The sequence below is a fragment of the Sporosarcina sp. AD_1 genome, assembly GCF_057373025.1.
On the sequence record NZ_JBPVIR010000009.1, the window covers coordinates 123,967 to 138,008 of the forward strand.

14 protein-coding genes are annotated in these 14,042 nt (G+C 44.4%); 11 read left to right on the plus strand and 3 right to left on the minus strand.

All coding sequences use genetic code 11. The features are described 5' to 3' along the window. Positions 1-64: 64 nt before the first annotated feature. The 9 genes from ACSW3C_RS16955 (at position 65) to ACSW3C_RS16995 (ending at position 8,032) form a co-directional block, all read left to right on the plus strand. Positions 65-2,149, plus strand: a complete 2,085-nt coding sequence (locus ACSW3C_RS16955) for a methyl-accepting chemotaxis protein (protein WP_486563984.1) — start codon at positions 65-67, stop codon at positions 2,147-2,149. A gap of 189 nt (positions 2,150-2,338) precedes the next feature. Beyond that, on the plus strand, positions 2,339-2,773 hold the full coding sequence (locus ACSW3C_RS16960) for a hypothetical protein (RefSeq protein ID WP_486563985.1): 435 nt from the start codon (positions 2,339-2,341) through the stop codon (positions 2,771-2,773). Positions 2,774-2,812: 39 nt separating this feature from the next. Continuing rightward, positions 2,813-3,640: an alpha/beta fold hydrolase gene (locus ACSW3C_RS16965; protein ID WP_486563986.1), complete on the plus strand. Its 828-nt coding sequence runs from the start codon at positions 2,813-2,815 to the stop codon at positions 3,638-3,640. Positions 3,641-3,725: 85 nt separating this feature from the next. Further along, positions 3,726-4,304 carry a histidine phosphatase family protein gene (locus ACSW3C_RS16970; RefSeq protein ID WP_486563987.1) on the plus strand — a complete coding sequence of 193 codons (579 nt, stop codon included), beginning with the start codon at positions 3,726-3,728 and terminating at the stop codon, positions 4,302-4,304. A gap of 277 nt (positions 4,305-4,581) precedes the next feature. Further along, complete coding sequence (locus ACSW3C_RS16975) at positions 4,582-5,109, plus strand: YceI family protein (protein ID WP_486563988.1); 528 nt, start codon at positions 4,582-4,584, stop codon at positions 5,107-5,109. A gap of 72 nt (positions 5,110-5,181) precedes the next feature. After that, the gene (locus ACSW3C_RS16980) at positions 5,182-5,616 is read left to right on the plus strand and encodes a MarR family winged helix-turn-helix transcriptional regulator (protein WP_486563989.1); all 435 of its coding nucleotides are present in this window, start codon (positions 5,182-5,184) and stop codon (positions 5,614-5,616) included. A gap of 50 nt (positions 5,617-5,666) precedes the next feature. Further along, on the plus strand, positions 5,667-6,650 hold the full coding sequence (locus ACSW3C_RS16985) for a ring-cleaving dioxygenase (RefSeq protein WP_486563990.1): 984 nt from the start codon (positions 5,667-5,669) through the stop codon (positions 6,648-6,650). A gap of 11 nt (positions 6,651-6,661) precedes the next feature. Further along, positions 6,662-7,255, plus strand: coding sequence for an NADPH-dependent FMN reductase (locus ACSW3C_RS16990; RefSeq protein ID WP_486563991.1), 594 nt, complete (start codon positions 6,662-6,664; stop codon positions 7,253-7,255). A 138-nt stretch (positions 7,256-7,393) separates the two neighbouring features. Further along, positions 7,394-8,032, plus strand: a complete 639-nt coding sequence (locus ACSW3C_RS16995) for a nitroreductase family protein (protein ID WP_486563992.1) — start codon at positions 7,394-7,396, stop codon at positions 8,030-8,032. 167 nt (positions 8,033-8,199) lie between these two features. Here the strand turns inward: ACSW3C_RS16995 and ACSW3C_RS17000 are convergent, their stop codons facing one another. Both ACSW3C_RS17000 and ACSW3C_RS17005 read right to left on the minus strand, forming a co-directional pair. After that, the gene (locus tag ACSW3C_RS17000; RefSeq protein WP_486563993.1) at positions 8,200-8,640 is read right to left on the minus strand and encodes a general stress protein; all 441 of its coding nucleotides are present in this window, start codon (positions 8,638-8,640) and stop codon (positions 8,200-8,202) included. Positions 8,641-9,246: 606 nt separating this feature from the next. Then, positions 9,247-10,038 carry a hypothetical protein gene (locus ACSW3C_RS17005; RefSeq protein ID WP_486563994.1) on the minus strand — a complete coding sequence of 264 codons (792 nt, stop codon included), beginning with the start codon at positions 10,036-10,038 and terminating at the stop codon, positions 9,247-9,249. A gap of 260 nt (positions 10,039-10,298) precedes the next feature. On the opposite strand from ACSW3C_RS17005, the gene hutH reads away from it, so the two are divergent. Beyond that, a complete protein-coding gene (gene hutH, locus ACSW3C_RS17010) occupies positions 10,299-11,777 on the plus strand; it encodes a histidine ammonia-lyase (protein ID WP_486563995.1) in 1,479 nt (492 codons plus the stop codon). A gap of 57 nt (positions 11,778-11,834) precedes the next feature. On the opposite strand, the gene ACSW3C_RS17015 is transcribed toward hutH, so the two are convergent. Beyond that, the gene (locus ACSW3C_RS17015; protein WP_486563996.1) at positions 11,835-13,064 is read right to left on the minus strand and encodes an NAD(P)/FAD-dependent oxidoreductase; all 1,230 of its coding nucleotides are present in this window, start codon (positions 13,062-13,064) and stop codon (positions 11,835-11,837) included. 80 nt (positions 13,065-13,144) lie between these two features. Between ACSW3C_RS17015 and ACSW3C_RS17020 the strand changes: the two genes are divergently transcribed. Next, a complete protein-coding gene (locus ACSW3C_RS17020) occupies positions 13,145-14,041 on the plus strand; it encodes a 5'-3' exonuclease (protein ID WP_486563997.1) in 897 nt (298 codons plus the stop codon). Position 14,042: the final 1 nt, after the last annotated feature.

Sequence of the window (14,042 nt, forward strand, 5' to 3'; positions counted from 1 at the left end):
ATATATTCTCTTTAACTAACCGATAATACTAAGGAACTAATATACGGAAGAGGAGTTAAGGACTATGAAGAAGATGGGGACATTCCAGAGAAATTTAATATTCACCTTAGTTATTTCAATCTCCATTCTCGTCATTTCGATTGTTGCCATCAACTATTTTCGAAGTCAAGAGAGCCTGGAAGTTGAAAAAGAGGAAACGGAAAAGTTGATCGAGGATCACTTGTTAAGTGTGATTGAGGGCTCCGATGTAGCTTATTCAATTATTGAAGAATCGCTTTCCGGGAAAATGGAAGCATTCACGAAAATCCTGCAAGAAGAGTACAAAAAGAATCCTGATGTAGCATCATGGGATTTAAATGCGTTTAAGAAACGGTTTGATGGTTTCGATATTTTCATCATAAACGATCGTTTCGTAATCGAGTATGCAACAAGGGAAGCGGATCTCGGGCTCGATCTTAAAGAGTTTGGCTTGGAGAAGCTATTGCAGCAAAGAATGGATTCGGGTGCTTTCTTTACGGACCGTCTAGAGATCAGTGAAGCGACAAAGGAAACGAATAAGTTCAGCTATACCGCCACTGCTGACAAGAAATATATGATTCAAATTGCTGCGACGGCTGATCAGTTTTCTGATTTGATTCAATCCATGAACCTTGAAACAATCTCAACTGAATTAAAAGAGAAATATCCATATGTGAAGGATATTGGGATCTATACGATTACAATTGATGGGGAGCCTGCCTATTCCATGAATCAGAAGGATGCCAATGGGGAAGCTGCTCTCCTATCGGATTCCTTGATGGATGAAGGGAAAAAGGCAATTGCGGAAGAGAAGGAAGTCGTTGTTCGAAACATGGATGGGGAAGAGGGGATTGTCCATAAACTTATCCCCCAAATTAAAGTGGATGCCAATGGTGATAATACTTATCGGCAATCACGCCTTCTTACTTTGACGTATGATGAAAACTATTATAACGATCGATTACATGCGAATAATGTTACATCGATTGTTATGATACTCATTTCTGTCATCGTTTCGGTTTTATTATCAATTATTATTGGACGCCGGGTTTCCAAACCGATTCATCAGTTCAGCCAAGTCATTAATCGGACAGCTCAATTAGATTTCACGGAAGATGAATATGTTGAGAGCTTACTGAATCGAAAAGACGACTTTGGCGTGTTAGCAGAGCAGTACGAGGGAATGCTTGCTTCGGTTCGAACGGCTTTTGATAAGGTAATTAGCTCGTCCGATCAATTACTCGCAATGTCGAGTGAATTTACAGCAAGCGCGGATGAGACGAAAATTGCCTCCATCCAAATTGCCGACTCCGTCCAGCAAATGTCGTACGAAACGGAAGGGCAAACGAAGACGGTCAACCACGCGGTATCTGATATAAGCACGATCACCGAGGAAGTACGAGGACTGTCTGAAAAAATGAGTAAGGTAAATGAACTCGTTCAACAAACGGTATCCATCTCGACCGACGGAAATACCAGTGTGGCCAATACCGAAAAGAGTATGGAACAGATCAATGCCTATACAAAACAATCGAAGGAAACAGTCATTGCGCTGCATGAAAAATCCTCGCAGATTGAGGATTTCTCGAAATTCATTACATCCATTGCGGAGCAGACCAATCTTTTGGCCCTCAATGCGGCCATTGAATCTGCGCGTGCAGGGGAAGCGGGCAAAGGATTTGCCGTCGTTGCAGATGAAGTCCGAAAACTAGCGGAGGAATCAAGCAATGCCGCCAGCCATATTCGCAAGCTTATTAGCGAAATTAAACAAGATATCTCTCATACGGTAGACAGCATGACAGATGGATACGAAGCTGTGCAAAACGGCTCAACATTGGTCAATAGCACAGGAGAAGCATTCAAAAGCATATTACAGGCAGTCCATACCGTCTCTGAACAATCGTCCGAAGCGACAAGCATTTCTGCCGAAGTCGAAAGCGTCATGGGCAATTTATTGAACTCCATCGAGCAAATTTCTTCATTGTATGAGAAATTAGCGATGCACTCTGGAGAAATCGCGGCTACAACGGAAGAGCAGACAGCTACAGTAGAGGAAGTCTCCTACGCCGCCAGAAACTTAGCGGAAATAGCGGAAGACTTGAAAAATGAAATTGGAAGGTTTACGGTTTGATAATTATTAGAGATTCAGTAAAAATCCCGTTGGAAAGCGTTTTGCTTTCTGGCGGGGTTCTTTTATTTGAAGGAAATAGTTCTTTTATTTGAAGGAAATAGTTCTTTTAAGAGGGATTTTCATATATTTGGGAGAAATAGAGTATAGCAGGATGGATTGATTTTTGGATAAAGAGGGGAAGCGAAACAGTTGGAATGGAAAGAGATAAAAGGAACAGATGATATAAAGGAGCTTCAAACTACCTTTGGTTATTTTCATGACAGCTGCTTAAAAGAGATGGTTATGTGGAATGGCTTTCATGTGAATGGGGATTTATCAATGGCATTTGGAGACGGGCTGCATAACAACGTACGTATTCTTTTTCAAAGACAATATAAGGAGCCTTCGGCAATTGAGTTGCTATTCGAAGGAATTGAAGAATTGCATCTAGGTAATGCCGGATTTATCTACGATGTAACGTTCACTTATCAAGATGGGATGTTTTTTTGGGCGGATCTGTATGGGGTGGATCGAAATGATAACAGGGAGGATGTTACTTGGGTTGTAGCTAAGAATAGTAAATGGCGTGATGTAAGTCGGTGGATGGGTGAAACGAGAAGATACGGAGAGTTAGGTGGTAATTGAAGGCACTTTAAAGCATTAAGGTGAAAGAGAGGGAAAGTCATGAAGTTACAATACCACGAATGGGGCGATCCAGGTAAACCAACATTAGTTTTTTTGCACGGCCTTGGCTCTTCGGGCTTAAGTTTTGCAGAAATTGCGCAGCAGACCATGAATGATTTTTACATCATTTCTTTTGATCTGCCAGGACATGGGGAAGCGGCGGGATTGGCAAACGAGGAAGAGTATCTGCCGGCAAAAATGGCTCAACGATTGCATCACATGCTTCATGCACTGGGGCTAACGGATATTTATCTTGTGGGACATTCATGGGGCGCACATCTGGCGTTGTATGTGGCTGGATTGTATCCTAAAGCAATCAAAGGAGTCATCTTACTGGATGGTGGCTATTTTCAGCAAGATCCGTTCGGGGATTCTTTGGAAAAGCAGCTGTCAGATGTGGATGATTTTATAGAAAGCATTCGTTTTCCTTCTTGGGAAGCCATGCTAGCAGCAGAGAAAGCAAATTCCTCAAGATGGTCCGAACAGATGGAAGCGGCATCTTTAGCTCAGTTTACTGAGATCGAAAGCGAGATACGACTGGCGGTATCCCCATTTACAGCGAAATCCATCGTAAAAGGGATGGATCAGCAGCCTACTGCGGATATCTTTTCAAAGGTTCAGTGTCCAGTTCTCTTAATGCACAGTACATTACCTGAAGAGTTGGAGAATGAAAGGCACGCGGCCATTACCTATTTTAAGGATGGTATCCCACAAACTAAGATTTTGAATATCCCCAATGCGAGCCATGATATATATCGGGATGCTCCGGACTTAATTGCTCGTAACATAAAAGATTGGGTCAGTATACAAGTTTCTATTTCAAACTAGCTATGTTGGTCATTTCTATTCCGTAGTTTTTTAGACGGAATGCTTGGATTTCAACAGCCGTAAAGGAAGTAGATGGGGGGATCATATGGAGTTAGTTTTTATTCGTCATGGCCAGGGAGAACATACACTAGATATACCTGATAGCTTTCAAATAAAAAATCCTTCACTTACGTCAAACGGTGTAAATCAAGCAAAGCTGCTGCAAAACAAGTTCCTCTTAACGGAAGATGATGTGATCCTCATAAGTCCTCTTAAAAGAACGATCGAAACGGCTTTAATTTGGTCTGAAAAAGTGGAGTGCCGTAAGATTGTTACACCCAAAGTGGGCCCAAGGATTTTTCCCGCACGCCCTGCCGGAAATACTTTGCCCTGTGATGAAATCATGGATTTTGCGAATTTGAAATCAACATATCCGAATCTTGAACTGGATACGAATGCGACTTCTGATTTATGGCGTCATGGTATTAATACTTTGCCAGAGTATGAATTTGATAATATTGCACGCGACTTGATTGAAGAACTAAGGTCGTTAAAAAGAAATAGGATTTTTATTGTCTCACACGATGGCACGATTACAGCATATCGTCAATTTATTACTGGGGGCAGACTATCTAGAAGCGACTTCTTGGATGAAACAGGAGGGTGTAGATTGAATCTTGGCTGAACTCTCGTTTAGGGAGTACCAACTAGCACTTAGACTCCACATCTAGGCTTCAATAAGAGCATGCTATTATCCGTTGCATAGATTGAATCGTTAGGTCATAATAGTTTTTTTAATCAAGCCTATTGACAAGCTAAGCCGAATTATGATAAATTTATCTCGAATTAAAGATATCTTAATTCAAGATAATAAAAGTATTTCTATTTGCCCTATTTAATTGGTAGGGCAAAAAAATTTCATATATATCTCGAATTCGAGATAAAAACAGGAGGAATTTAAAATGAAGAAATGGACAGTAGATTTATCTCACTCAACGGTAGGATTCGAAGTAAAGCATATGATGGTATCGAAAGTGAGAGGTCAATTTACATCATATACAGCAGATGTAGCCGCTTCAGATTTAGAAGATTTGTCAACAGCTTCGATTCAATTTACTTTTGACGTTGCAAGTATTGATACGAATAGCGAGGATCGGGATAATCACTTGAAATCAGCTGACTTCTTCGATGTAGAAACATATCCATCCATTACATTCAATTCAACAAACATCACAAAAGATGGGGAAGACTACAAAGTAACGGGTGATTTAACAATTAAAAATGTAACTAAGCCAGTAACATTTGATGTGGAATATGGCGGGAAAGGCATAAATCCATGGGGTGTCGAAGTTTACGGATTTGAAGCTGAAGCAAAAATCAATCGTGAAGAATTCAGCTTAACTTGGAACGCAGCATTAGAAACTGGCGGCGTACTGGTTGGGAAAGATATCAAGATTAAAGTGGAACTAGAAGTCAATCCAAGTGCTTAAGGTTTAAGCAGTGGAAATCATACGGCAAGAGTATATGTTCGTCCTATTTCCACCAATATAGGAGGGAAGCAAATGGGACTAGGCAGTGATGAATTAAAAGCAGTTACCGTTATACTTCGTGCCTCCCAAGCGATTCTGGAGGCCATTCGAAAAGATGTTGCTAAATATGGATTAAATCCAACCGAGTTTTCTGTTTTAGAATTGCTGTATCACAAAGGCGATCAGCCTATCCAGGTGATTGGGAAGAATGTTCTTATATCAAGCAGCAGTATCACGTATGTCGTTGATAAATTAGAACAAAAAAACTATGTAGTTCGGAAAGACTGTCCAGAAGACCGACGAGTTACGTATGCAACGTTAACGGGTGCAGGAAGAGCATTTATGGAAGACATTTTCCCGCAGCATCAGGAGACCATTCGCAAATTATTTGAGGATATAGATGCATGCGATGTTCAGGGAATCATTACTTTCATGAAACGGATCGGTGGCAACGCAAAGACACTATAATTTTTTGTGAGAATTTACCTTGAAATCGAGATAAAAAGGAGGAAATACGTGTGAATGAAATAAAAGGGATCCATCATGTGACAGCCATTACAAGCAGCGCGGAAAAGAACTATGAATTTTTCACCTATGTGCTAGGCATGCGTTTAGTTAAGAAAACTGTCAATCAAGATGATATTCAAACCTATCACTTATTCTTCGCAGACGATAAAGGATCTGCCGGAACAGATATGACCTTCTTTGACTTCCCGGGAATTCCTAAAGGAACTCATGGAACAAACGAAATATACAAAACGGCTTTCCGTGTGCCGACAGATGAAGCGTTGGCCTACTGGGTGAAACGTTTTGACAAGTATGAAGTGAAACATACAGGAATTAAAGAAGTCTTTGGGAAGCAAACACTATCGTTTGTTGATTTTGATGACCAGCAATATATGTTGATTTCGGATGAACGAAATGAGGGTGTCGCATCTGGCACACCTTGGCAAAACGGTCCTGTTCCATTGGAGTTTGCCATTACAGGATTGGGTCCCATTCATGTCCGAATTTCCGAGTTTGGTTATTTTAAAGAAGTACTTGAAAAAGTCATGATGATGCGGGAGGTCGCAAAAGAAGGTTCACTTCACTTATTCGAAGTAGGTGAAGGAGGGAATGGTGCTCAAGTGATTGTAGAACACAACGCCATTTTACCAAATGGACAGCAAGGATTTGGAACTGTACACCATGCGGCATTTCGAGTGGAAGATACAAAAGTGTTATATGAATGGATTGAGCGCATGAAAGGTTTTGGATTTGGCACATCAGGTTATGTGGATCGCTTCTTCTTTGAATCACTGTATGCCCGGGTGGCACCTGGGATTTTATTTGAATGGGCTACGGATGGCCCTGGATTTATGGGCGACGAACCGTATGAAACAGTGGGAGAGAAATTATCCTTGCCACCATTTTTAGAGCCAAAACGTGAGCAGATCGAAAAGTTGGTGCGCCCCATCGATACCGTTCGCAGCACAAAGCGGATTGAAAAAGAGTACTTGTAAGAGGTGAAGAAATGGGATTTTTAAGTAAAATATTTAGAAATGAAAAACAGGAGGAAATGACAATGACTAAATTAAATATTGGTATCATTTTAGGTTCCACTCGTGAAGGACGCGTCAGCCCGCAAGTCGGTGCCTGGGTAAAAGAAATCGCAGATCAACGGGGAGATGCCAACTATACCATCATTGACATCGCAGAATATAAATTACCACTTTTAGGTGAGCCGGGTGGAGATGCTTCGAAAGCAGGCGCTTGGTCGGAAGCTGTTGCAAAACAAGACGGTTTCGTATTTATTGTGCAAGAATACAACCACTCCATTACAGGTGCACTTAAAAATGCATTGGATTACTTGCGCGACGAATGGAACAACAAAGCCGCTGGCATCGTATCATACGGATCCGTAGGCGGTGCTCGTGCAGCAGAGCATTTACGCGGTATTTTAGGTGAATTACTAGTAGCGGACGTACGAGTTCATCCTGCGTTATCTCTATTTACCGACTTTGAGAACGGTACAGACTTCAAGCCGAAAGAAGTCCAAGTCGATTCAGTCAATCAAATGCTAGATCAAGTCATTTCTTGGGCAACCGCATTGAAAACCATCCGCTAATGGTTTAATTAGACAACATGTGCATGATGTTTCATGTGCATGTTGTTTATAAATATGAGGCTTCAGATGATGAAAATGGAACAATCACTGGAGGAATAGCTCGTAACAAGATAGAAAATAGAAACGGGGAATCTAACTATGAGCTTTGAAAACCTGGTAAAAGAGCGCCATTCTGCAGTTAATTTTATGGTAGATGTAGAGATGACAGAAGAAGATTTTAAAAACATATTTGAATTAACAAAAACGGCACCAAGTGCATTTAATTTACAGTTTGCTGAGTATCTCGTCATAACAGACAAAGAGAAAAAAGAACGTGTGAAAGAATTAAGCCATAACCAATATAAAATACATACCGCAAGTGCTGTGATTCTTGTCATGGGAAATAAAAACAGCCTTGAAAAGTCCGAAGTGGAAAAAATTTATGGTCCGATGAAAATGCTGAAAATGATGGATGAACTAGAATATGAGATGGTCGTCGATACAATCAATAGATATAGTGAGGGGTTAAAAGCGAATCCGAGTGAATTGGATATGGAGTTAGCCCGAAATGTGGGGCTCCATGCCATGCTGTTTATGTTAAGCGCCAAGCATTATGGATTTGATACTTGTCCGATGCATGTTCACAATGTAGAGGAAGTAAGAAAAGAATTTAATATACCTCAACATGTAGAACCGATTATGATGATAACGATTGGGAAGAGTGTGGATAAAGTTCGCGCACGCGGCTATCGTAAACCCGTCGGAGAATTCGTCCGCTTTAACGGGTATTCCTCATAGGAAATGAAGTAGAGAAGGAATTTATAATGTCCTTAACAAATTGGTCAAATAAAAACTGGCTGGCGTGAGGACGGTTCCACACCGTCTTCAAGCCAGCCAGTTGCGTTCGAAGTCTTTATTATAGACTAGTTCTGCATACTTGTTTTTTGTTGATGTTCAGGTTAGCGTCATCCATTTTTAGAATGCAGCAGCACAAGGATTTTTCCATTCTCCACATCGGTAGAATACTGCTCAGCATCTTCATCCGGAACGCCGGCTTCCATAAGAGCATGCTTTAATCCGCCGGCCTGGGAGTTGGCACCAATGACCGCCCCTCCAATGGTTGTCAGAATGGGTCCTGCAGCTAACACAGCACCTAGCCCCGGAACCAACACAGTGGATAAACCTACTAGTAGTCCCGCAATGCCTATTGCTCCTCCAGTGGCAGCTCCTGCAATAGCTCCATCCGTAGTAGACGGTTTTACTTTCTGCGTGATTTCAGGCAATTCCTTTGTATTTTTAGCAACAACTGAAATTTCTTCAGTCGTATAGCCTTCCTTTTTTAAGTTCTCTACAGCCTCAACTACTTGCTGTTCATTGTCATATAAACCAATCACATGATTCTGCATTGAAAAGACCTCCTGTTGTCTGGAAATATGTATTCTTTACCCGGTCTTTTATTTTTTTAGACATAGTTAGTTTTAACTGGCATGGTTATTCGTATGAATTTTTATTAATAAAGCCTCAAAGTATGCTCCGTACACCTCTACAAACTTCCAGCATTTCAGTGACTCCTGCCAACCGCTCATATAATTGCCGCAACCACTCGTATCTATCCGGGACCGCTCGTATATTTCAGGAAGCGCTCGAATAAGTTCAGGAACCTCTCGTATCCTTTGGCAACCGCTCGTATATGATCTTGAACCACTCGTATATGCTCAGAGACCGCTCGTATCCGCTGGATGACATTGCTTATAGGTTATTGACGCAACCATATCTCAGCCAGAAGTATATTGATACTCGCTCGAAGTTCTCGTAAATCAAAAAGAGTCCTCGAAAAACATTGCGGAGTCCTCGTAAATTCCGCAGAGTGCTCATATCTTCCAGAAAAGTGCTGGTAAACTGTTGTCGACTTCTCCTAAGTATTTCTTCTTTTCTGGAACTAGATTGACCCGTCCACGTAATACACAAAAAAGCATGAGAGACAGCCCTCTCATGCTTCAATTTCCGTTCGCTTAAAAACAAGTAAATGCATCGATCCGATCTAAATCAATACCAAAATACTCCCAACGTCTTGTGGAGCTGCGCCAGCGGAATCCGGCGACGGATGTCCGGCCGACGAAGGTCGGATAGAACCAGAAGCCGTTTCTGCGGGACAGCCAAATGTACGTGTAGCGGAAGAGGCAACCGCGGATGCCGCCTGGGTCGACTCTAAAAAGCTGTTGCTCTGGGTAGGCCGGTGTATAGCTTGGTGGTGGAGCGGTCGGTGCTTGACCGGCACCCTGTCCGGGGGACTGGCCTGGGAAGCCCCCTTGCCCTGGAGGGAAACCTCCCTGTCCCGGTGAGAATCCAGGTGGTCCTGGAGGAAATCCACCTTGCCCCGGGAAGCCAGGGCCTCCAGGGAAGCCTGGTGGATCGTATGGATTATTCTGCGAAGGCCATCTGCCTGATGACGGCATGCCTGGGATCATGTTTCCGCCTGGCCAGTTTTGACCTGGCATCCATCCACCACCGAACGAAGCGGGCATCACACCTCCGCCACCGTACATACCAGGCATGCCAGCACCAGGCATCATACCTCCTCCGCCATACATATCAGGCATGCCAGCACCAGGCATCATACCTCCTCCGCCATACATGTCGGGCATGCCAGTACCCGGCATCCAGCTGCCGCCAGGCATGTTTGACATGCCAGTACCCGGCATCCAACCATCCATTCCTGCTGTATTCATTCGATCATCCTTTCCTTCAAAGCCTTCCGGCAAACGTGGATACCATTGTTCGTTTCCTAAGCTATCTGATTTCATTTTGCTGCAAGCTCTCCTTTCACGTTATCAACCTAGTGTATGCACCTAGATGAAAATTGGTTGGACGCTACTCAAATTTGCCCCGGCAAATGAATTGAATCAATTGACTAATCGATAGGAGCAGAAGCTTTCTTCAGCATAGTAAATCGGCAGCACATTACCATAGAACAAACTTTCGGAAAAATGAACAAAAAGGGTTTGAAATCGTGTACGATGTCGGTAGAGAAAACGTTTTCATTTTCATGAGAGGGATGGTAGGCATGGTGGTTTTAACAGGATCTTCATTAACACTCGAACAGATGAATGAGATTTTATATAACAATCAAAGGGTTACTTTGGACGAAGCGGCCCTGGAACGTGTGCAAAAGAGCAGGGAAGCGGTGGAGAGTATTGTCCGAAACGACAAAACCGTGTATGGCATTAATACCGGGTTCGGCAAATTCAGTGATGTGAAAATTGACGAAAAGGATACAAAGGCGCTGCAGCTTCATCTCATCCGATCACATGCTTGTGGAGTCGGAGAGCCGTTTCCGGAAATGGTATCACGCGCGATGGTGGTTCTCCGGTTAAATGCGTTGCTTAAAGGATTTTCCGGCATTCGGCCAGTTGTCTTGGAGCGCTTTGCTTATATGGTGAACAACGGAATCCATCCGGTTATTCCACAACAAGGCTCGCTTGGCGCATCGGGTGATTTGGCGCCGCTTTCCCATTTGGCACTCGTGCTGCTGGGGGAGGGATACGTTTGGAAAGACAGCAAACCGGAGCCGGCGGCAAACGTTTGGAAAGAACATGGAGTAGAACCGATTGTCCTGGAGGCGAAGGAAGGGCTGGCGCTCATTAATGGGACGCAGGCCATGACCGCGCAAGGCGTTGTGAATTATCTTGAAGCAGAAAAATTGGCGTACGTCAGTGAATGGATTGCCGCGATGACGATGGAAGCGCTCTTTGGCATTACGGACGCATTCCACCCGGCCATCCATGAAGCGCGCGGTTACAAGGAGCAGGTGGATGTTGCCTCCCGCATGCTGGATTGGCTACAGGGAAGCAGCCTGACAACGACACAAGGGGAGAAGCGGGTACAAGATGCGTATTCAATCCGTTGCATTCCGCAAGTGCATGGGGCGAGCTGGCAAGTTCTCATGTATGTAAAGGAAAAGCTGGAGATCGAAATGAATGCGGCGACAGATAATCCGCTTATTTTCGAAGATGGTGATGTCGTCGTATCAGGCGGCAATTTCCATGGGCAGCCGATTGCGTTCGCGATGGATTTTCTGAAAATCGGAGTCGCAGAGCTCGCGAATATTTCGGAACGCCGAATCGAACGGCTCGTAAATCCGCAGCTGAACGAAGGGCTGCCGCCATTCTTAAGCCCCCAACCTGGCTTGCAGTCTGGCGCAATGATCCTGCAATATTCTGCGGCAAGTCTTGTATCTGAAAACAAGACGCTTGCCCATCCGGCTTCCGTCGATTCCATTCCTTCTTCAGGAAACCAGGAAGACCATGTATCAATGGGGACAATCGGATCTCGCCATGCAAATCAAATCATTCAAAATGCTAAACGTGTGCTGGCGATCGAAGCATTATGTGCATTGACGGGCTGCCGTCATCGCGGAGAAGACCAGATGGCGCCAAAGACGAAAGCGAAGTTTGATGAATTGATTTCTGTGGTGAATCCGATTGACGAAGATCGGGTATTTGCACCGGATATTGAGAAGATTGCTGGTTTGCTTGGGAAGTGAGAGTTGAAATTGAAAAGAGGTGAAGGGAGTAAACCAACCCTTCACCTCTTTTTACTTTTACCGAATAATCGCTTCCGCCCTCCCAGGCACACTCCGATCCAGCCCGACAATTTCCGAATAGGCCGGTTCCTTTCCTTGAATCAACTCAGCCAGCATCTTCGATCCGAGCATGCTGTACACGGTTCCGTTTCCTCCGAAGCCGAGCAAATAATAATGGTTCGGTTTTTCAGGATGCCTGCCGATAAAGGGAAGTTCGTCTTTGGATTCTCCGAATAGGGCGCAGTAAGCCATGTCCACTTCTAGCTGGAGGCCGGGAATTAGCTTGTTGGCCTCTGCAATCAGCTCATCCGCCTTTTCTTGGATTTTCTCCTGGGAGATATCCATTTGGTCGGTTTCCTCATCTAATCCGCCGATGATGATCCGTCCATCGACAGCAGTCCGCATATACAAATAAGGGCGTTTTGTTTCCCAAATCATAGCATTTTCATACCAGGCAGGCTGCTTGACCGACTTGCTGACGGCGACATAGGACCGTTTTATGATGTCTCCTGTCAGCTTGCCGACTGGCGGTCTTATATAGCCGGTCGTAAAGACGACATTTCTGGCTTTAATGCTGCCGTCCGATGTCAGGATGTGCAAGATTCCTTTTTCTTCCCGGACATCTTCCACTTCCAAACCGTCATGTAGATCTGCGCCTTGCGACTGGATTAATTGCAAAATGCCTCGCACCAATTGAAATGGATTGACTTCAGCATCACCGCAAGTCCATAAGGCGCCCGGCTTATCGATGCCGGTCTTTTCGAGAAGGGCAGGGCGGTCCCAATACTCGCAAGGGAAGTCATGTTTTGAAAGGGCTTTGTATTCCTTTTGGATTTTCATCAAGTCGTTCTCGTCGCTTGCATAATAAAGGCTCGGCCTTGTGATAAAGGCGGGATCGATGGGCAATTGTTCCGCAGCTTCTTGTAAATCCTTCAGCGCATCGTAGCACAATCGATAAAATGCAACCGCCTTTTCCTCCCCAATTTGTTCAATCAGCTCGTGAAGCATGATATCATTGGAGTATTGCAGCAATCCAGTGTTCGCGGCTGTGCTGCCGTAAGCGAATTTTTCTTTCTCGACGACGGCCACTGTCATCCCAGCGTTTACTAGGGATAACGCGGTCAGTGCGCCTGACATGCCGCCGCCGATGATGACGGCATCGTATGTCTTATCCGCTATGTGATTTTGGATTGGATTTGCTTCGTTCATTGTGGTCGGCCAATATAACTGGCCCGCATGGATTGGCATATGGATTCCCCCTTGCAAGCAATATACCCGCTAACTGAATGACTATAAACGAGGCGACACAAAAAAAGGAGGACATAGAAATGGAAACAGATCAAAAACCACATATATTACTCATCGATGGGATGGCGCTGCTGTTCCGTTCGTTTTTCGCAACATCGGCCATGGGTCATTATTTTCCGAATGCAGCAGGCGTTCCGACAAATGGCGTTCAAGGTTTTGTCCGGCATGCTATGACGGCGGTGTCGATTTTCAAGCCGACCCATATGGCTGTTTGCTGGGATATGGGAATGCATACGTTCCGGAATGATTTGTTTGATGGATACAAGGCGAACCGTCCCGCACCGGCGCCTGAGATGGTCCCGCAATTCGATATGGCTCGGGAACTGTCGGAGAAAATCGGATGGAAAAACTACGGCATTGCGGGCATGGAAGCAGATGACTTGATCGGCTCGCTCGTTTGCGAGTGGGACGGCCAAGCGGAAGTGACAATCGTGACAGGAGATAAAGACTTATTGCAGCTGCTGCGGCCGGACGTCAGGATTGCTTTTATGAAAAAAGGATATAACATCTATGATGTTTACACAGAGGATCGTTTTCGGGAGGAATACGAGATTTCGCCAATGCAGTTTATTGACACGAAGGCATTTACAGGTGATGCGAGCGACGGCTATCCCGGCGTCAAGGGCATCGGGCCGAAGACCGCATTGAAACTCATTCAGCAATATGGCTCTGTCGAGGGTGTCATTGAGGCGCTGGATGAATTATCAGCAGGCACGCGAAAAAAGATCGAACAGGACATGCCGATGCTGCGCCTTTCGAGACAGCTGGCTGAAATTCACTGCAAGCTCGACTTTGACGATCCTCTGGAAGCATTGAATCTTCCTGACTTCAATACTGCCTTGCGTGAGGAATTAGTGGAGATGGGATATACAATGATTGTGCGGCAGATGGATTCGTTGTTCCAAACTTCATCATAAA